This window comes from Prauserella cavernicola, assembly GCF_016595675.1.
In the GTDB taxonomy this organism is placed as follows: Bacteria; Actinomycetota; Actinomycetes; order Mycobacteriales; family Pseudonocardiaceae; genus Prauserella_A; species Prauserella_A cavernicola.
Map to the genome: position 1 here is coordinate 571,777 of NZ_JAENJH010000004.1, position 18,108 is coordinate 589,884.

18 protein-coding genes are annotated in these 18,108 nt (G+C 72.3%); 9 read left to right on the forward strand and 9 right to left on the reverse strand.

Features of this window, described 5'->3' with window-relative positions:
- Positions 1–46: 46 nt before the first annotated feature.
- The 5 genes from JHE00_RS20200 (at position 47) to JHE00_RS20220 (ending at position 4,600) form a co-directional block, all read left to right on the forward strand.
- Positions 47–1,069: a zinc-dependent alcohol dehydrogenase gene (locus tag JHE00_RS20200; protein ID WP_200320298.1), complete on the forward strand. Its 1,023-nt coding sequence runs from the start codon at positions 47–49 to the stop codon at positions 1,067–1,069.
- A 285-nt stretch (positions 1,070–1,354) separates the two neighbouring features.
- A complete protein-coding gene (locus JHE00_RS20205) occupies positions 1,355–2,428 on the forward strand; it encodes a FecCD family ABC transporter permease (protein ID WP_200320300.1) in 1,074 nt (357 codons plus the stop codon).
- Entirely contained in the window at positions 2,428–3,213 is a 786-nt protein-coding gene (locus JHE00_RS20210) for an ABC transporter ATP-binding protein (protein WP_200320302.1), read from the forward strand. Before JHE00_RS20205 ends, JHE00_RS20210 begins: the two co-directional genes overlap by 1 nt.
- Positions 3,213–4,238, forward strand: a complete 1,026-nt coding sequence (locus tag JHE00_RS20215; protein ID WP_200320304.1) for an ABC transporter substrate-binding protein — start codon at positions 3,213–3,215, stop codon at positions 4,236–4,238. Before JHE00_RS20210 ends, JHE00_RS20215 begins: the two co-directional genes overlap by 1 nt.
- Positions 4,239–4,441: 203 nt before the next feature.
- Positions 4,442–4,600, forward strand: a complete 159-nt coding sequence (locus JHE00_RS20220) for a hypothetical protein (protein ID WP_200320306.1) — start codon at positions 4,442–4,444, stop codon at positions 4,598–4,600.
- Positions 4,601–4,612: 12 nt separating this feature from the next.
- Here JHE00_RS20220 and JHE00_RS20225 read toward each other — a convergent pair whose 3' ends face one another.
- Positions 4,613–5,161 carry a TetR/AcrR family transcriptional regulator gene (locus JHE00_RS20225; RefSeq protein WP_307832026.1) on the reverse strand — a complete coding sequence of 183 codons (549 nt, stop codon included), beginning with the start codon at positions 5,159–5,161 and terminating at the stop codon, positions 4,613–4,615.
- 101 nt (positions 5,162–5,262) lie between these two features.
- Here JHE00_RS20225 and JHE00_RS20230 point away from each other — a divergent pair, with 101 nt between their 5' ends.
- Entirely contained in the window at positions 5,263–6,165 is a 903-nt protein-coding gene (locus JHE00_RS20230) for an alpha/beta hydrolase (RefSeq protein ID WP_200320308.1), read from the forward strand.
- Here JHE00_RS20230 and JHE00_RS20235 read toward each other — a convergent pair.
- The gene (locus JHE00_RS20235) at positions 6,162–6,839 is read right to left on the reverse strand and encodes a hypothetical protein (protein WP_200320310.1); all 678 of its coding nucleotides are present in this window, start codon (positions 6,837–6,839) and stop codon (positions 6,162–6,164) included. The genes JHE00_RS20230 and JHE00_RS20235 overlap by 4 nt on opposite strands.
- Positions 6,840–7,003: 164 nt before the next feature.
- Here JHE00_RS20235 and JHE00_RS20240 point away from each other — a divergent pair, with 164 nt between their 5' ends.
- Positions 7,004–7,759, forward strand: coding sequence for a helix-turn-helix domain-containing protein (locus tag JHE00_RS20240; protein ID WP_200320312.1), 756 nt, complete (start codon positions 7,004–7,006; stop codon positions 7,757–7,759).
- Between the two features lie 10 nt (positions 7,760–7,769).
- On the opposite strand, the gene JHE00_RS20245 is transcribed toward JHE00_RS20240, so the two are convergent.
- Entirely contained in the window at positions 7,770–8,417 is a 648-nt protein-coding gene (locus JHE00_RS20245) for a GntR family transcriptional regulator (protein ID WP_200320314.1), read from the reverse strand.
- Positions 8,418–8,499: 82 nt separating this feature from the next.
- Between JHE00_RS20245 and lhgD the strand changes: the two genes are divergently transcribed.
- Both lhgD and JHE00_RS20255 read left to right on the forward strand, forming a co-directional pair.
- The gene (gene lhgD / locus JHE00_RS20250) at positions 8,500–9,744 is read left to right on the forward strand and encodes an L-2-hydroxyglutarate dehydrogenase (protein ID WP_200320316.1); all 1,245 of its coding nucleotides are present in this window, start codon (positions 8,500–8,502) and stop codon (positions 9,742–9,744) included.
- A gap of 29 nt (positions 9,745–9,773) precedes the next feature.
- A complete protein-coding gene (locus tag JHE00_RS20255) occupies positions 9,774–10,850 on the forward strand; it encodes an Ldh family oxidoreductase (protein ID WP_200320318.1) in 1,077 nt (358 codons plus the stop codon).
- 27 nt (positions 10,851–10,877) lie between these two features.
- Here the strand turns inward: JHE00_RS20255 and JHE00_RS36110 are convergent, their stop codons facing one another.
- The 6 genes from JHE00_RS36110 to JHE00_RS20285 form a co-directional block, all read right to left on the reverse strand.
- Positions 10,878–12,299 carry an MSMEG_1061 family FMN-dependent PPOX-type flavoprotein gene (locus JHE00_RS36110; protein ID WP_200320320.1) on the reverse strand — a complete coding sequence of 474 codons (1,422 nt, stop codon included), beginning with the start codon at positions 12,297–12,299 and terminating at the stop codon, positions 10,878–10,880.
- 12 nt (positions 12,300–12,311) lie between these two features.
- The gene (locus tag JHE00_RS20265) at positions 12,312–13,382 is read right to left on the reverse strand and encodes a FecCD family ABC transporter permease (RefSeq protein WP_307832027.1); all 1,071 of its coding nucleotides are present in this window, start codon (positions 13,380–13,382) and stop codon (positions 12,312–12,314) included.
- A complete protein-coding gene (locus JHE00_RS20270; RefSeq protein ID WP_200320322.1) occupies positions 13,379–14,362 on the reverse strand; it encodes a FecCD family ABC transporter permease in 984 nt (327 codons plus the stop codon). The genes JHE00_RS20265 and JHE00_RS20270 overlap by 4 nt, the downstream gene beginning before the upstream one ends.
- A 7-nt stretch (positions 14,363–14,369) precedes the next feature.
- A complete protein-coding gene (locus tag JHE00_RS20275) occupies positions 14,370–15,383 on the reverse strand; it encodes an iron-siderophore ABC transporter substrate-binding protein (protein ID WP_200320324.1) in 1,014 nt (337 codons plus the stop codon).
- A gap of 92 nt (positions 15,384–15,475) precedes the next feature.
- Positions 15,476–16,624 carry a homoserine O-acetyltransferase MetX gene (gene metX / locus JHE00_RS20280; protein WP_200320326.1) on the reverse strand — a complete coding sequence of 383 codons (1,149 nt, stop codon included), beginning with the start codon at positions 16,622–16,624 and terminating at the stop codon, positions 15,476–15,478.
- Positions 16,621–17,973: a bifunctional o-acetylhomoserine/o-acetylserine sulfhydrylase gene (locus tag JHE00_RS20285; RefSeq protein ID WP_200320328.1), complete on the reverse strand. Its 1,353-nt coding sequence runs from the start codon at positions 17,971–17,973 to the stop codon at positions 16,621–16,623. The genes metX and JHE00_RS20285 overlap by 4 nt, the downstream gene beginning before the upstream one ends.
- Positions 17,974–18,108: the final 135 nt, after the last annotated feature.

Consider the following 18,108-nt stretch of genomic DNA (forward strand, 5'->3'; position numbering starts at 1 on the left):
CGTACTATGCACGTTCGGCGACGATCTGGCGAGGGGGTGCTCCCGCGTGAGTCCACAGTCGACAGTCCGGGCGTTCGTGGTCACCGGTCCCGGCGAGGCCGTGGTGCGCGAGGTGCCCGCTCCGGTTCCGGGTCCCGGTGAGGTGGTGGTCGACGTCGAACGGGCCGGTGTGTGCGGCACCGACGTGGAGTTCTTCACCGGCGAGATGCAGTACCTGCACGACGGGCACGCGCGCTTCCCGATGCGGCTCGGGCACGAGTGGGCAGGCACGGTGACCGCGCTCGGTGAGGGCGCCGATCCGGCGTGGCTGGGCCGTGCGGTCACCGGCGACACGATGCTCGGCTGCCGCCGGTGCCCGCGATGCCGGGCGGGCAACCAGCACGTGTGCGAGTTCCGCGAGGAGATCGGCATCCGCGGTGGCAGGCCGGGTGCGCTCGCCGAGCGGATCGCGGTTCCCGCCACGGCGTTGCACGCGTTGCCCGCCACCGTGGATCCCGTGCTCGGAGCGCTGGTGGAGCCTGGTGGTAACGCGTTGCGCGCCGTCGAGGCCGCGCGGTTGAGCGCTGGTGAGCAGGTGCTGATCCTCGGTCCCGGCACCATCGGGCTGCTCGCCGCGTTGTTCGCGCGGGCGCGCGGCGCGCGGGTGCACCTGCTGGGCCGGACGGAGCAGTCGCTGGATTTCGCGCGCTCACTGGGATTTCTGGCGCAGACCTCGGTGCCGGAGGAGTCGTTCGCCGCGGTGATCGACGCGTCCAACGCCGCGGAACTGCCCGCGCGGGCGGTCGAGGTGGTGGAGCCCGCGGGGCGCGTGGTCTACGTCGGCATCGCGGGCAGTCCCAGCGTGCTCGACACGCGGGCGCTGGTGCTCAAGGACGTCACCGCGGTGGGGGTGCTCAGCGCCTCGCCGGGACTGGCCCGGACCATCCAGCGCTACGCCGACGCCTCGGTGGATCCGCGTCCGCTGGTGGCCGCCACCGTCGGGCTCGGCGAGGTCTCCGAGGTCCTCGCCGGGCGACGGCCACCGGGCGCGGGGCAGGGGCCGAAGATCCACGTCGATCCGCGCCGTTGACGTCCGCGTCACAGCGGATTGACACCCCCATCGCCCTGCCCGACGATCATGGGCGAACAACCGCATCCACGCTCGTACGGGGGAAGCCGGTCGAAATCCGGCGCTGACCCGCAACGGTAGGCCGTCCACCGCGACGGCGAGCCCGAACGCCCGGCGAGCGCGGCACGCTCTAGGACACCCGTCGAGGTCTGCGGGTCGGAGCCCGGACCGCGGCCCGTCCTCCTGGTGACGGGCGTGGCGCCCGCGGCCTCGTCGTGGACCCCGCTTTTCCGGAAGGCGGACCACATGGCCACCGCGAGCGGTACCGTCGCGCCGCAGTCCCCGCAGCGCCGGTCGCCGGCACTGCTGGTGGTGGCGCTGGCACTGGCGTTGCCCGCCTCGATGCTCTGCGCGCTCGCACTGGGCGCCGCGCGGGTTCCCTTCGGCGACGTGCTCGGCTACGTCGGCGCAGGCGTGTCCGGCGGCTGGATCGACGCCGCGGACCTGCCCGACTACCAGATCGTCTGGCAGGTGCGGCTGCCGCGCGTGCTGCTGGCGGCGGTGGTCGGGGCCGGGCTCGCCGCGGTGGGCGTCGCGAGCCAGGCGCTGGTGCGCAACGCGCTGGCCGACCCGTTCGTGCTCGGGGTGTCCTCGGGCGCGTCGGTGGGCGCCACGGCCGTGATCGTGCTGGGGGCGTTCGCCGCGTTCGGCGTCTACGCCCTCTCGGTGGCGGCGTTCCTCGGTGCGCTCGGCGCCACCGCGCTCGTCTACCTCGCCGCGCGCACGCCGCAGGGCCTGACGCCGTTGCGGTTGGTGCTCACCGGCACGGCGCTGGCGTACGGCTTCTCGGCGATCACGACCGTGCTGGTGTTCCTCGCGCCTCGCGGTGACGCGGCCCGCTCGGCGCTGTTCTGGTTGCTCGGCAGCCTCGGCGGGGTCACGTGGCCCTCGGTCCCGCTGGCCGCCGCGGCCGTCGTCGCCGGGGTCGGCTACCTGCTGCTGTACGCGCGGGCGCTCAACGCGCTGGCGATGGGCGACGAGACGGCGGCCGCGCTCGGGGTGGAGCCCGCGCCGTTGCGGCGCAGGCTGTTCGTGGTGAGTGCGGCCGTGACCGGCTGCCTCGTGGCCGTCAGCGGCGCGGTCGGGTTCGTGGGGTTGATGGTTCCGCACCTGGTCCGCATGGTGACCGGTGCGGACCACCGCAGGCTGCTCGCCGTGGCTCCGCTCGCGGGTGCCGTGCTGTTGGTGTGGGTGGATCTGCTGGCCCGCACGCTCGTCGCGCCGCAGGAACTGCCGCTGGGGGTGCTCACCGCGGCGATCGGCGTGCCCGTGTTCGTGTGGCTGATCCGCCGTCGCGCCTACGTGTTCGGGGGCCGCTGATGGACGTCGGCATCGAAGGGCTCACCGTCACCGTCGCGGGCGCGCGGCTGGTGGCCGACCTGAGCGTGGCCGCGCCTGCGGGCACGGTCGTCGGGCTGGTCGGGCCCAACGGCAGCGGCAAGTCCACCACGCTGCGCAGCGTCTACCGGGCACTGCGGCCCTCGGCGGGGCGCGTGCTGGTGGACGGAGACGACCTGTGGCGCCTCACCGCCCGCGACAGCGCGCGGCGGGTGGCGGCGCTGCCCCAGGAACGGCATCTCGAGTTCGACTTCACCGTCGCCGAGGTGGTGGCGATGGGCCGCTCACCGCACCAGGGCAGGCTCGACCGCGACAGCGACACCGACCGCGAGGTCTGCGCCGCCGCACTGCGCCGGGTCGGGGCCGACCACCTGTCGGCGCGCGGATTCCTCACGCTCTCGGGCGGGGAACGGCAGCGGGTGCTCATCGCCCGCGCGCTCGCGCAGGAGCCGAAGGTGCTCGTGCTCGACGAGCCGACCAACCACCTCGACATCCGGCACCAGCTGGAGATCCTCGCGCTCGTGCGCGCCACGGGCGTCACCGCGCTCGTCGCGCTGCACGACCTGAACCTGGCCGCCACCGCGTGCGACGTGCTCTACGTGCTCGACGACGGCGGCGTGGTGACCAGCGGCAGCCCCTGCGACGTGCTCACCCCCGACCTGCTCGCCGCCGTGTTCGGAGTGCGTGCGCACGTGCTCGAGCACCCGGTGACGGGTGCGCCCCAGCTCGTCTTCAGCACTGCCCTCGACCCGGAAGGAACTCTCTGATGCCCCGACAGCGACGTCGCTCGCCGTTACTGGCCCTCGCGGCCCTGCTGCTGGTCACCGGATGCGGCGCGCAGGTGCGCGAGGAGTCCGCGCCCGCGGCCGACGGCTATCCCGTCACGGTGAGCAACTGCGGTGAGGACCTGACCTTCGACCGCCCGCCGGAGCGGATCGTGGCCTACGACAGCGGGATCGTGGAGACGCTGTTCGCACTCGGCCTCGGCGACCGTATCCAGGGCTACGTGCTGCCGCGCGAGCACGACCGCGACGTCGAGAACTCGCCGTGGCGCGCCGACTTCGAGAGCGTGCGCAGGCTCGGCGTGGACACCATCAGCAAGGAGGTGATCCTGGAGGAGGGCGCCGACTTCGTCTATGCGGGCTGGAACTACGGCTTCCGCGAGGACACCGGGCTCACTCCCCGGCACCTGGCCGACCTGGGTGTACCGTCCTATGTGCTCAGTGAGTCGTGCCGCAACGGCAACACGGATCGCTCGCGGGGCGTCATGTCGCCCATCGACGCGCTCTACACCGACCTGCGCAACCTGGGCCGGATCTTCGGCGTCTCCGAGCGTGCCGAGGAGCTGATCGCCGAGTACCGCGAGGTCGTGCGCCAGGCCGAGGCGACCGTGCCCGACGACCGGCCCCGGCCCTCGGTGTTCCTCTACGACTCGGGCACCGACCAGCCGTTCACCGGCGGTCGCTACGCCGCGTCACACGAGGTGATCACGCGCGGTGGTGGCGAGGACATCATGGGCGATCTGGAGGACTCGTGGACCACCACCACGTGGGAGACCGTCGTGAAGCGCGACCCCGACGTCATCGTGATCAACGACTACGACCCGCCGAGCGCCGCCGAGAAGCAGGCGTTCCTGGAGAGCTTCCCACCCTTGCGGCACGTGTCGGCGATCAAGCACAAGCGCTTCCTCGTGCTGTCCTACGCGGAGCTGGTCCAGGGCCCGCGCAACGCGGCCGCCGTGCGCGTGGTCGCCGACTACCTCAACGGGCTGCCGTCAATGGCGGGCGGCTGAAGGTGGGCCTCGCCACCAGGCGCGTCCACATGGGTGATCACGTCGTAGGATGACGGGATCGGTGACCGTTCGCGGTCTGCCGAGCTATCGGCCGTCCGGCCGGGTCGCTCCTGCCGCTGATGACAGGCCTTGATGCGTTCCTGTCCTCGGCGTGCGCTCGGTCAGTGTGCGGACACCGGCCCAGACGAGCAGGAGGAATGAACATGGAGCACACGGACACTGCCGCGCAGTTCCGGATGATCGCGAACCCCCACCGGGTGCGCATCGAGAAGGACCAGATCATCCGCGGCACGTCCACCCTGCCGTGGCCGCCCGCCATGGTGGTCGAGGCCGTCGAGCAGGACACCGAACAGGCCCACTAGCGAGTCCCGCGCTCAGCCCTGGCGACCGTCGGGGCTGAGCGCCAGCATCGTGCGGGTGAGGTCCTCGCCCGCCGACTCTCTGCCGAGCAGCACCCGGTGCAGTTGCGCGTCCACGGCGTGCACCAGCAGGGCGGCGGTGTGCTCGGCGTCGTCACCGCCCCGTCCGCACCGGCGCAACTGCCCGGCCAGCTCCGCGGCCAGCGCCTCGTGCAGGGCCCTCAGTTTTTCCACCGCCTCCGGCGTGCGCGGCGTGTGCTCGTACAGCACCGCGTGCAGCCCCGGACGGTCGTGATGCAGGCCGGTGATCGCATCCGCGATCAGCCCGACGGTCTCCTCCCAGCCCGGTCGTGTCGCCGCCAGTTCCGCCGACAGCTCCGCCAGTCGCCGCTGCGCCGCGTCGAGATGACGCTCCGCGAGCGAGAGCAGTAGCGCCCGCTTGTGGGGGAAGTACTGGTACAGCGTGCCGATCGAGACGCTCGCGCGTTCGGCGATCCGGTTGGTGGTGGCGTCGATGCCCTCGCGCTCGAAAACCTGAGCAGCCGCCTCCAGCACCACGTCCACGGTGTCGCGGGACCGCTGCTGGCGGGGCCTTTTCCGGGGCGCGTCGATGATCGTCCTAACGCGAGTTGTCAGGGGTGTCCTGACCCGCTGGGATCGAGGGCATGCACGAAGCCTACCTGTCCCGCCTGCCTGCCGACCTGCGCGCGGACCCGTTGCCGCGCAGGGAGTCCACGTGGTGGCGGTGGCGTGACGTCGACGTCCACGTGGAGCGAGCGGGCGATCCAGGGGCCCCGGTGCGCCTGCTCCTGCTGCACGGCGCGGGCGGTCACGCGGCGGCGCTGTGGCCCTACGCCGCGATCGCCGCGGCGCGCGGGATGCACGTGGTGACGCCCGACCTGCCCGGCTACGGGCGCACGCGCGTCCCGGGCGGCGCGGCGGTGCGGTATCCGGCGTGGGTCGCGCTCGTGAGCGACCTGCTGCGGGCCGAGCGAGCCCGGCACACCGGACGGTTGGTGATCGTGGGCGCGAGCATGGGAGGGCTGCTGGGCTACGACGCCGCCACCCGCACCGGGGCGGCCGATGCGGTGCTGGCGACGTGCCTGCTCGATCCGCGCGATCCGGTGGCGCGCAGGCACATCGCGCGCCCGGCGTGGCTCGGTGCGGTGGCCGCGCCGGCGCTGCGACTGCTCGCTGGCCCGTTCACGGGACTGCGGGTTCCGCTGCGCTGGTCGACGAACATGCGGGCGATCAGCAACGACCCCGAGCTGACGCGGCTGGTGCTGCGCGACCGCCTCGGTGGTGGTGGCCGGGTGCCGCTCGGCTTCCTGCGCAGCTTCCTCGACTCCGCCCCGGGTGTGGAGCCGGAGCGGGCGAGCGGCCCCCGGCTGGTGCTGGCCCATCCCGCCGAGGACCGGTGGACGCCGACGGAGGTCAGTCTCCGGTTCTTCGACCGTCTCGCGCTCCCGAAGGAGCTGGTGCTGCTCGAGGGCGCGGGCCACTACCCGGTGGAGGCCCCCGGCGCGCACCGGCTGGCGGAGCTGATCGTCGCGCTCGGCGACGCCTAGGACGCCGCGGCGTCGAGCAGCCAGTGGTACTTGAGTCTGGTGGCGCGTTCGGTCGCCGCGACGACTCCCGCGATGACCAGTGCGATGGTGGCCCAGAGCGGAAGGTCGATCGGCATGGTGAACCTGCCGACGTGCTCCGCGATGACCGGGACCTTGGTGATCGCTTCGATGCCCTCCATGATGACGCCGGCGAGCGCGACCAGGAGGATGGCGATGGCGATCGCGCCGACGACGGAGCTGGCCACCGGGTGCCGCTGCTCGAACCTCGCCCGCCGCGCCTCCTGGGACCTGGGGTGCGGTCGCAGCGCCTCTTCGGTGCCGTCCTCGCGCACGAACCGCATGCGCTTGAGGCCGAAGGAGCTCGCGGCGACCTCGATGACGCCACCGGGCACGGGAAAGGTCGCCGGGAGGTTGGAGCGAGCGACCTGGACCCCGTCGCGGTACAGCGCGGCGGGGCTCTTGCCCTCGCCGTTCTCGTGCTGCTTCCTGCTCTTGGCGTCGGCCATGAAACGGACATCGACCGCGAAGAGGTGCCGGTCCTGTGCGGGGCCGGGGAGCTCGAGGAAGAACAGCGAACGAGCGAAGAGCTGCCAGAGCCGGAACTCGGCGAGTGCGCTGCCGTCGCCGGAGCGGACCTTGCCGAGCTGCCACTGCCGCTTGAACTTCTTGACCATGAGCCCAGTACAGACTCTGCCCCGGGGGCACGGTCAAGTCGCGGGAATTTCGTCAGTCGACGGTGTACCGATGGTGCTTGACGCCCACGTGGGGGCATGGTGTGGACTGAACCGGGGACACGCGGCGACCTGCCCGACGGCCGCGGACGAGGAGGGGGCGGAGAATGGCGTGGAGCACCCGGCAGCTCGCCGAGCTCGCGGGCTCGACGGTCAAAGCCATTCGGCACTATCACGAGATCGGCCTGCTCCCGGTTCCCGAGCGCGCGTCCAACGGGTACAAGCAGTACGGGGCCTCGCACCTGATCCGGCTGACGCAGATCAAGCGGCTGACCGATCTGGGTGTCCCGCTGGCGCAGGTCGCCGCGATGGAGAACGCCGACGAGGACCCGGACGAGGCGATCCGCGTGCTCGACGCCGAGCTGGAGGCCACGGTCGACCGGCTCAACCGGGTGCGCGCGGAGCTGGCGGTCCTCGTGCGACACCGCGCGCCGATGCACGTGCCGACCGAGTTCGCGCCCATCTCCCGCACGCTCTCCGAGACGCAGCATCGCTTGCTGCTGGCCTATTCGACGGTGTTCAGCGAGCAGACCATGGCGGAGTACCGCCGGGCGCTGAGCGTGCCCGACGACGCCGAGGACGACTTCGACGCACTGCCCGCCGACGCCGATGAGGACACCATCGACCGGCTCGCCGAACGCATGCTGCCGAGGATCCGCGAGATCCAGCGCGAGTACCCACGTCTGATCGACCCGGCGGCGGACTCGCCTCTCGGGCCCGCGGTGGCCGCGAACACGATGGCGCACGTGGTGGTGGAGTTCTACAACGCCGCGCAGATCAAGGTCCTGCAGCGCCTGAACGGGCTCGCCGCGCAGGACGCCGACGGGGACGTCGCGCAGAAGGCTCCGGAATCGTCGCCGTGAGCCCGGACGGTCAGCCGGGGTGACGGGCGAGCACGTGGTCGCGCGCGCCCTCGACGTGGGCGACGATCACGCGCCGCAGTAGTTCGGCGTCGTGGGTGCGCAGCGCCTCGACCATCGCGGCGTGCTCGTCGTCGATGCGCGTGAGCTCGTGGCCCGAGCGCACCCACCGACGGCTGTAGGGCTCCACGAGGTGCAGCAGCTGGTCGATGAACCGCAGGGACAGCCTGCGGTCGGCCAGTTCGTAGATGCGCCGGTGGAACTCGTAGTTGAGCGTGGCCCTGCCCGCCGCGTCGGCGCCCTTGTCCCGCATCTGCTCGGCCAGTGAGCGCAGCGCCTCGACGTCGCGCTCGCGGCAGCCGCGCACGATCTCGTCGGCCAGCTGTGGTTCGAGCTGCAGGCGGAGCTCGAACAGGTCCTCGATGTCGGCGCGGCTCAGTTCGGCGACGTGCATGCCACGCTGGGGCAGCACCTCGATGAGGCCCTCGGCGGCCAGCGTGTGCAGAGCCTCGCGCAACGGAATGCGGCTGACGTCGAGCTCGGCGGCCAGTTTCTCCTGCACGAGCCGGGTTCCGGGCAGCAGGCCGCCGTCCCGGATCGACGTGCGCAGCCGGTCGGCGATCACGTTCGAGCTGTTGGTGGCACGGGCCGCGGAAGTCACCGGCGGAGTGTAACCCCTTGTCTACGGCCGCTGCGAATGTATACAGTCGCAGCGTTCCGCTGCGCTGCCTGGAGGTCGCGAAATGCCCCAAACCGTCGACGTCGTCATCGTCGGAGGAGGTGTGCTCGGCCTGGCCACGGCCAGGGCGGTGCTGCGCGCCCAGCCGCGCGCCTCGGTCACCGTGCTGGAGAAGGAGGACCGGTGGGGAGCGCACCAGTCCGGGCACAACAGCAACGTTATCCACAGCGGCCTGTACTACCGGCCCGGCAGCCTCAAGGCCCGGCTCGCGAGGGCGGGCGGCGAGGCCATGATCCGCTACTGCGAGCAGCACGGCGTTCCCGTCGAGCGCACCGGCAAGATCGTGGTGGCCACCGCCGAGAACCAGTTGCCGCGCCTGGAACTGCTCGCCGAACGCGGCCGCGCCAACGGCGTCACCGTGCGCAGGCTCGGGCGTGGTGAGATCGCAGAGCGGGAACCCCACGTCGCCGGGGTCGCGGCGCTCTCGGTCGCCGAGACGGCCATGACGGACTTCGGCCAGGTGTGCCGCGCGCTGGCCACGGAGCTCACCGAGCTGGGCGCGACACTGCGCACGGGCGCCCCGGCACTGGGGATCGGCGTCACCGGCGAGACGACCGTGGTCAGCACGCCGGGGGAGGAGATCCACGCGCGCGTGCTGGTCAACTGTGCGGGCCTGCACAGCGACGAGATCGCCCGCGCCGCCGGCGACCGGCCGACCGTGCGGATCATGCCGTTTCGTGGCGAGTACACCGAGATCCGCCCCGGCCGCAGGGACGTGGTGAGCAACCCCGTGTACCCGGTACCCGACCCGGACCTGCCGTTTCTCGGCGTGCACGTCACGCCCATGCTCGACGGCGGCGTCCACGTCGGTCCCAACGCCGTGCCCGCGTTCGCGCGCGAGGGCTACCGCTGGCGCGACGTCGACCGCCGCCTGCTCGCGCGGCTGCTGCGCGATCCCGCGCTGCGCGGGCTCACGCGGCGGTACTGGCGCTACGGCGTCGCCGAGATGAGCCGGTCGCTGTTCTGGCCGCTCTACGTGCGCGAGGTCCGCAAGCTCGTGCCCAGCCTGGAGGGCAGGGACCTGCGCCGCCACGGCAGCGGGGTGCGCGCGCAGGCCGTGACCGACACCGGCGAGCTCGTCGACGACTTCGTCATCGACCACACGCCCCGGGCGATCCACGTGCTCAACGCCCCCTCGCCCGCGGCGACGTCGAGCCTGCACATCGGCGCCCACATCGCGGCGGACGTCTTCTCCCACCTCGGCGACGAGGACCTGGCCCGAGCCGTGCGCGACTCCGCCGCGGCCTGACGAATTCGCTGACAGCAAAGGAGATACCGGTGGGAGTTCCCGCAGATCGGGTGCGGAAGCTGATCGTCGACGTGCTCACCGCGTGGGGCATGGACACCGATCTGGCCGAGACCACGTCACACGTCATGGTCGACACCGACCTCGCGGGCATCGACTCGCACGGGGTGTCGATGCTGATGACCTACGAGCGCTTCCGCGAAGAGGGCCGGATCGACGTCACGGCGCGGCCCACGGTGGTGCGGGAGAACGCGGCGTCCGCACTCGTCGACGCGGGTGGTGGCATCGGGCACCCGGCGAGCGAGTTCGCCATGCGCACCGCGATCGAGAAGGCGAAGGCCAGCGCGGTCGGCGTGGTGTCGGTGGTGAACTCGCACCACTTCGGAGCCGCCGGGTACTACGCTGACCTCGCGGCCGCCGACGGGCTCGTGGGGCTGGTGACGAGCTCGGCGAACCTGTCGTGCTCGCCGCCCACAGGCTCGGTGGTGCCGCGGCTGGCCACCAACCCGATCGCCTTCGCCGCGCCCGCGCGCCGTAATCCGAACTTCCTGCTCGACATCGCCACCACGACGGCCGCGGTCAACAAGGTCAAGGTCTACGACTACCACCGGCGCCCGCTGCCGACCGGCTGGGTGGTGGACGAGCAGGCGCGGCCGGTGACCGACGCGGGCGACGCGTTGCGGATCCTCCGCGAGGACGACCTCGGCGGGCTGACGCCACTGGGCGGCACGGCGGAGATGTCGAACCACAAGGGCTACGGCCTGAGCATGCTGGCCCACATCCTCGGCGCGACGCTGTGCGGCGGGACGTTTCCCGCCATCCGCGAGCGCGACGATCCCTCGGCGCCGCACAACATCGGGCACTTCTTCCTCGCGCTGAACCCGGAGTTCTTCCGCGCGGCCGGCGTGTTCGAGGACGACCTCGACGACGCCATCGACCTGCTGCACGAGACCCCACCGCTCGAGAAGGACTCGCCGGTGCTCGTGGCGGGTGACCCGCAGGCGCGGGCCCGTGAGGAACGCGCCCGCGACGGCATCCCGATGCCGGAGCCGCTGGTGGCCCAGCTGCGCGGTGTCGCCGAGCGCGCGGGGGTGGGGTTCGCGCTGTAGCGAACTCGGCGCGAACTCGGCCAGACCTCAGCCCGCGAGTGAGACGCGCAGCTCGGCCTGGCTCTTGAACAGCGTGCCCGCCGTGGGCAGCGTCTCGTTCTCGGGCCAGGACTCCGGCTTCCACAGTGACGAGCGCGTCATCGCGCGGCCACAGTGGACGAACAACTCGTCCACCTCCACGACGATCGCGAGGTCGGGCGGCGTGCCCTTGAGGGCGAGCCGGTCGAGCAGCGGGCCCTCGCGCACGATCGAGGCGCGGCCGTTGACGCGCAGCGTGTGGTCGACGCCGGGCACGAGGAACAGCAGGCCGACGTTCGGGTTGCGCAGGATGTTGCGCATGCTGTCCACGCGCCGGTTGCCGTTGCGGTCGGCGAAGGCCAGCGCGCGGCCGTCGTCGAGGACGAGCACGGAACCGGCGGGGTCGCCGCGCGGGGAGACGTCGACGGTGCCGTCGGCGTCGCTGGAGGCGAGCAGGAAGAACGACGACGCCTCGAGAAAGCGCCGTGACTCCTCGTCGACGCCCGCCACCGGCTTGTCCAGGATGACCTGTGCGGGCTCGGCGATCACCGTGCGCAGCTCGTCCTCGGTGGTCACCGCCGTGCCTTCGACGGCGGGCACGGCTGCCGGTCCGTCCGGTGCGGACACGTCGTCGCCGGTGTGGTGCCTGCCGATCGGCACGATCATCGGCGTGGCCGACACCGGATCGGGCACGACGCGGCACGGCAGCTCGAACACCTCGCGCACGAGCTGTTCCGACACCACGTCGGCGGGTGCGCCCTCGGCCACGAGGGCGCCGTCCTTGAGCACCAGGAGGTGGTCGGCGTAGCGGCAGGCGAGGTTGAGGTCGTGCAGCACGAGCACGATCGTGGTGCCGTCGCCGCGGTTGAGGTCGGTGAGCAGGTCGAGCACTTCGACCTGGTGGGTCACGTCGAGGAACGTGGTCGGCTCGTCGAGCAGCAGCACCCCGGTGCGCTGGGCGAGTGCCATCGCGATCCACGCGCGCTGGCGCTGTCCGCCGGAGAGTTCGTCCACCGAGCGCTCGGCGAGCTCCAGCGTGCCCGTGGCGCGCATCGCGTCGCCGACCGCCTCGTCGTCGGCGCCGGAGGCGCGCCCGAACCAGCCCTGGTGGGGGGAGCGGCCCCGGCCGACGAGGTCGGCCACGGAGATGCCCTCGGGCGCCGACGGCGACTGCGGCAGGATGCCGAGCTTGACCGCGACCTCCTTGCTGGGCAGCGTGTGAATGTCCTTGCCGTCCAGGTATGCCGCGCCCGCCGAGGGCCGCAGCAGCCGGGCCATGCCGCGCAGCAGCGTCGACTTGCCGCACGCGTTGGGTCCGACGACCACGGTGATCTTCCCGGTCGGCACCCGCACCGAGAGCGCGTCGACGACCTTGCGCTCGCCGTAGCCGAGCGAGATGTCCTCGGTGTGCACAGTGGACTGGTCAGGCACGGTTGCGCTCCCTCATCCGCCGCGTCCGGCGCGGTTGGTCATGGCCAGTAGCCACAGCAGGTACGGCGCGCCGACGGCGCCGGTGACGACCCCGACCGGGAACTGGTGCCCCCCGAGCAGGTGCTGGGCCACGAAGTCGGACACCAGTGTGACGAGTGCGCCGACGAGCGCGGCGGGCACCACCGCCGGACGGGCGCCGCCGATGAGCCGCGCCGCGATGGGGCCCGACACGAACGCGACGAACGCGACCGGTCCCGCGGCGGCGGTCGCCACCCCGGCCAGGCACACGGCGACGACCAGCAGCCCCAGCCGCGAGCGTTCCACCGGCAGGCCGAGCCCGCGGGCCGTGTCGTCGCCCAGCTGCAGCCTCGGCAGCGCCCTCGCGAGCACCAGCGCGGCGGGCACGAGCACCGCCAGGCACGCGGTCAGCGGCACGACGGTGTCCCACGAGCTCAGGTAGAGACTGCCCGTGAGCCACACCAGAGCCTGCTCGGCCGCGCTGAGGTCGGCCCTGGTCATCAGAAACGACACGAGGCTCGAGAGCCCGGCGCTGATGCCGATGCCGATCAGCACCAGCCGGTAGCCGCTGATGCCGCGCTGCCACGCCAGCGTGTAGATCAGCGCGGCCGTCAGCAGTGCCCCGGCCAGTGCGCTGCCCGACAGGGCCGCCCCCGAGGCGCCGAACAGCAGGATGCTCAGCACGGCGCTGGCGCTGGCTCCCGAGGTCACACCGATCACGTCGGGGCTGGCGAGCGGGTTGCGCAGCAGCCGCTGGAACAGCACCCCGGCGAGGCCGAATGCGATGCCCACCAGCAGCCCGGTGACGGCTCGCGGCAGGCGCAGCCGGTGCACGACGTAGTCGACGGTGGGCAGGCCCTGGCCGGTCAGCGATGCCAGCAGGTCGGGCAGCGAGATCGAGAAGTCACCGTAGGACAGGGCGGCGAGGAACGCGGCGAGCGCGGCGATCGCCAGCGCGGTCGTCACGCTGCCCACCCGCGCGCGCTCGCGCAGCCTCGCGCGTGCGATCGTGCGCGCGGCCTCGGCCGTGGTGCCGGTCGCCGGGCCGCTCACAGGGCCGGTCACAGGGCCGCCAGCTTCCTGCGCCGCACGAGCAGCACGAACACCGGAGCGCCGAGGATCGCGGTGACGATCCCGGCCTGCACCTCGCCGGGCCTGGCGACGACGCGGCCCGCCACGTCGGCCAGCACGAGCAGCACGGGGGAGAGCAGCATCGAGTACGGCAGGATCCAGCGGTAGTCGGGCCCGGTCAGCAGACGGGCCAGGTGGGGCACGGTGAGGCCGAGGAAGCCGATCGGGCCCGCCATCGCGGTCGCGGCGCCGCACAGGATCACCACGGCGACCGCGCACCACACGCGGTCGGCGGTCACGTTCTGCCCGAACGAGCGCGCGACGTCGTCGCCGAGCGAGAGCCCGTTGAGGATCTTGCCGAGCCCCAGCGCGAGCACCACGCCGACGAGCAGGAACGGCGCACCCTGGGCGACGATCTCGGCGTCGCGGCCGGTGAGCGAACCGACCCGCCAGAACCGGAACTGGTCGTAGGTCGCGGAGTCGGTCAGCAGCACGACGTTCTGCACCGACGCGAGTGCCGCGGTGAGCGCCGCGCCCGTCAGCGCGAGCTTCAGCGGCGAGGCCCCGTCACCGCCGAGCGAGCCGATCGCGTACACGAGCACCGCGGCGAGCGCGGCTCCCGCGAAGCCGAACCAGACGTAGCCGCTCAGCGTCGTCACGCCGAAGACGCTGATGCCGAGCACGACGCACAGCGCGGCGCCCGCGTTGACGCCCAGGATCCCGGGGTCGGCGAGCGGGTTGCGGGTCACGCCCTGGATCACGGCTCCCGCGAGCCCGAGTGCCGCGCCGACGAGCAGGCCGGCCAATGTCCGGGGCAGCCGTCGTTCGGTGACGATGAGGTGGTCGGGATCGGCCGGGTCGAACCGGACGAGCGCGTCGAGCACCGTGCCGACCGGGATCGCCTTGGTGCCGACGACGAGGCTCAGCGCGGCGGCGACGAGGACCAGCACGCCGATCCCGGCCAGCTTGCGCACGGGCCGCTCAGCTCGCGAGCGCGTCGGCGAACAGCGGCACCGTCACATCCAGTGCGTAGGACGTGCCGAGCACGGAGGCGCTGGCGAACGAGCGGGAGATCGACTTGTCGGTGAACAGCACGCTGCGGCCCTCGCGCACCGACGGGATGCTCTGGTAGAGCGGGTCGTCGCTGATCGTCGAGGGCTCGACGCCCACCGGGGTGGCGATGGTGAGGTCGGCGTCGAGCAGGTCGAAGCGCTCGTCCGAGATCGGCACCGAGAAGCCCGTGGCGCTCTGGTCCACCAGTTCCTGAACCTGGGGGGAGTTGGTGAAGCCGAGCCGCTCCATGAACGTGATGCGGTTGCTGCCCGACACGTAGGCGCCCCACGCCTCGCTGCTGCGGGCCGCGATCACCGTGGTGGCGCCCTCGAACTCGGGGTGGTCGGCGACTGCCTGGTCGAACTTGGCCTCGAGATCGTCGCGCAGCTGCACCGCCTGGTCCTGCTTGCCGAGCGCCTTGCCGATCAGGTCGAGCTGCTGCTCCCAGTCGGTGAAGTAGTTCTCGCCGCCCTCGGGGATGCTCACCACGGGAACGCCGAGCTCGCTGAGCCGGTCGTAGCGTGCCTGGTCCCCGCTCGCGCGGGTGTCGAGGATGAGGTCGGGGCCGAGCTCGGCGACCTTCTCCATGTTGACCTCGAGCGTCCCGAGCTGGGCCGGCGAGTTGGTGTAGTCCTGCTCGACCCACGGGCCGAGGCCGTCGCCGCCGACGTCGAGCCAGTCGGCCACGCCCACGGGTTCCACGCCGAGCGCGAGTGCCACCTCGGCGTCGCTCCAGCCGAGTGCCACGACCCGTTGCGGCGCCTGCTCGATCGTCACGTCGCCGAACGCGGTGCCGATGGTGACGGGAAAGCCGGTGCCGGTGTTGGCCTGGGCGTCGTCCTGGGCCTCGCCGCCTCCGGTGGTGCAGCCTGCGAGTGCGACGAGCGCACCGGCCAGCGATCCGGCGAGGACTCTGCGAACAGGGGAGACGGCACGGCGCATCGCGGGGTCCTTCGGGGATCGGGGAGACGGTTAGCTGTGCCTACCCTAACCATCCGATCGGCATCTGAGTACGGCCGATCCGATGATCGCGATCACAGGCCGTCCCCCAGCACGTGCGTCACGAGTTCGGCGACCTGCGGCGTCTCGATCAGGAAGCCGTCGTGGCCGTGTGCCGAGGCGAGCACCCACGGCTTTCCGGAGCCGGGCAGCGCGGCGGCGAGCGCGCGCTGCTGCTCCAGCGGGTAGAGCCGGTCGCTGTCGATGCCCGCGACCACGGTGGTGGCGGTGACCCGGGCCAGCGCCTCGCCGACGCCTCCGCGGCCCCGGCCGACGTCGTGGGTGTTCATCGCGTCGGCCAGGCGCAGATAGGTGTTGGCGTCGAAGCGGCGGGCCAGCTTCGCCGCGTGATGGTCCAGATAGGACTCGATGGCGAAGCGCCCTCCCGCGAGCGGGTTCTCGCCGTGCTGCGGCCGCGCGCCGAACCGGTCGTCGAGCTCGGGCTCGCCGCGGTAGGTCAGGTGCGCGATGCGCCGCGCGATGCCCAGTCCGCGGTGCGGGCCGTCGCCGCGCGGCGCGTAGTAGTAGTCGCCTCCTCGCCAGCCCGGATCGGCCCTGATCGCCGTGAGTTGCGCGGAGGTCCAGCCGATCTGGTCGGCGCTGGAGCGCGCGGGCGCCGCGAGCACGGCGAGCCTGCGCACCCGCCCCGGGTGCGCGACTCCCCACTCCAGCGCGCGCATCCCGCCCATCGAGCCGCCGATCACCAGTGCCCACGACGCGATGCCGAGCTCGTCGGCGAGCGCGACCTCGGCGGCCACGAGGTCGCGGATCGTCAGGTGCGGGAACCGGCTGCCCCACGGCAGCCCGTCGGGCGAGGTCGACGCCGGTCCGGTGCTGCCCTGGCAGCCGCCCAGCGCGTTGGGCGCCACCACGAACAGCTCGTCGGTGTCGAGCGCCCTGCCCGGTCCCACGAGGTCGTTCCACCAGCCCGGCCCGGGATGGCCCGGTTCGGCGGCGCCCGCGACGTGTGCGTCGCCGGTGAGCGCGTGCAGCACCAGCACCGCGTTGGAGCCGTCGGCGGCCAGCTCGCCCCAGGTCTCGTAGGCCAGCCGGTAGCCGGGCAGCACGCCGCCGCGTTCCAGGCCGAGCGGGCGGGCGCAGCGCAGCCACCGCCGCCGGCCGGGCGGGTCTCCTTCGCGCCAGGCTCCGCTGGCGGGAAGGAGGCCGCCCGTCCGGTCGGTCACGCTGAGTCCGTGGCGGCAGCGGTGGCCGTGGCGGCGGTGGTGTCCGTTGTGTTCTTGGCGGCTCGGAAACCCGCCTCGAGGTCGGCTTTGAGGTCCTCGAGGTGCTCCAGGCCGACCGACAGGCGGACCAGTCCCGGGGTCACGCCCGCCGCCGTCTGCTCGTCGGCGGAGAGCTGCGAGTGCGTGGTGCTGGCCGGGTGGACGATGAGGCTGCGCACGTCGCCGATGTTGACGAGCTGGCTGAACAGCTCGGTGCCGTCGACGAAGGCCCGGCCCGCCTCGACGCCGCCGCGCAGGTCGAACGACACCACCGCGCCCGCGCCCTTCGGCAGGTACTTCCCCGCCGCCGCGTACCACCGGCTCGACGGCAGGCCCGCGTAGTAGACGGTCTCCACCTCGTCGCGCGACTCCAGCCACTCCGCGAGCGCCTGCGCGTTGGCGACGTGCCGCTCCAGGCGCAGCGACAGCGTCTCGATGCCCTGCAGCACCAGGAAACTGGTGAGCGGGGCGATCGCGGCGCCGGTGTCGCGCAGCAGCTGCACGCGCAGCTTCGCGGCGAACGCACCGGGACCGAGCGCCTCCCAGTACTTGAGGCCGTGGTAGCTCGGGTCGGGCTCGGAGAAGTCCGGGAACCGCGCGGGGTGGGCGCCGAAGTCGAACGTGCCGCCGTCCACGACGACACCCGCCACCGCGGTGCCGTGCCCGCCCAGGTACTTGGTCGCCGAGTGCACCACGATGTCGGCGCCGTGCTCGATGGGGCGCAGCAGGTACGGCGTCGGCACTGTGTTGTCCACCACCAGCGGCACGCCGAGCTCGTGGGCGAGCCCCGCGACCGCCTCGATGTCGAGCACGTGGGAGCGCGGGTTGGCCAGCGTCTCGGCGAAGAACAGCTTGGTGTTGGGCCTGGCGGCGGCGCGCCACTGGGCCAGGTCGTCGGGATCGTCCACGAAGGACACCTCGATGCCCAGCTTCGGCAGCGTGTAGTGGAAGAGGTTGTAGGTGCCGCCGTAGAGCGAGGCGCTGGAGACGAAGTGGTCGCCGGCGCTGGCCAGGTTGAGGATCGTCGCGGTCTCGGCGGCCTGGCCCGAGGCGAAGGCGACCGCGGCCACCCCGCCCTCCAGCGCCGCGACGCGCTGCTCGAGCACATCCTGTGTCGGGTTGTTGATGCGCGTGTAGATGTTGCCCGGTTCGGCGAGGCTGAACAGGTCGGCGCCGTGTTGCGTGTCACGGAAGACGTACGAGGTGGTCTGGTAGATCGGCGTCGCCCTCGCGCCGGTGGCCGGGTCGGGCTCCGCGCCCGCGTGGATCTGCCGTGTCTCGAACGACCAGCCCGCCGCTGCCTGTGTCATGTGGATCTCCCTGTGATGACGGAAAAAGACGTGTGTCACCACAGTTAGTGCACGGTGTGGTGCCGGGCACAGCCGTTCCCAGTACGCGGAACGGGAACAGGTTTTCTGTGTGAGAGAAAGAAAATCGGCCTGCGC

What these genes read in the sequence shown, in the direction of transcription:
- JHE00_RS20215 (WP_200320304.1), top strand. Translation starts at nt 3,213, where the DNA reads ATGCCCCGACAGCGACGTCGCTCGCCGTTACTGGCCCTCGCGGCCCTG.
- JHE00_RS20205 (WP_200320300.1), top strand. Translation starts at nt 1,355, where the DNA reads ATGGCCACCGCGAGCGGTACCGTCGCGCCGCAGTCCCCGCAGCGCCGG.
- JHE00_RS20230 (WP_200320308.1), top strand. Translation starts at nt 5,263, where the DNA reads ATGCACGAAGCCTACCTGTCCCGCCTGCCTGCCGACCTGCGCGCGGAC.
- JHE00_RS20275 (WP_200320324.1), bottom strand. Translation starts at nt 15,383, where the DNA reads ATGCGCCGTGCCGTCTCCCCTGTTCGCAGAGTCCTCGCCGGATCGCTG.
- JHE00_RS20235 (WP_200320310.1), bottom strand. Translation starts at nt 6,839, where the DNA reads ATGGTCAAGAAGTTCAAGCGGCAGTGGCAGCTCGGCAAGGTCCGCTCC.
- JHE00_RS20220 (WP_200320306.1), top strand. Translation starts at nt 4,442, where the DNA reads ATGGAGCACACGGACACTGCCGCGCAGTTCCGGATGATCGCGAACCCC.
- JHE00_RS20285 (WP_200320328.1), bottom strand. Translation starts at nt 17,973, where the DNA reads ATGACACAGGCAGCGGCGGGCTGGTCGTTCGAGACACGGCAGATCCAC.
- JHE00_RS20240 (WP_200320312.1), top strand. Translation starts at nt 7,004, where the DNA reads ATGGCGTGGAGCACCCGGCAGCTCGCCGAGCTCGCGGGCTCGACGGTC.
- lhgD (WP_200320316.1), top strand. Translation starts at nt 8,500, where the DNA reads ATGCCCCAAACCGTCGACGTCGTCATCGTCGGAGGAGGTGTGCTCGGC.
- JHE00_RS20210 (WP_200320302.1), top strand. Translation starts at nt 2,428, where the DNA reads ATGGACGTCGGCATCGAAGGGCTCACCGTCACCGTCGCGGGCGCGCGG.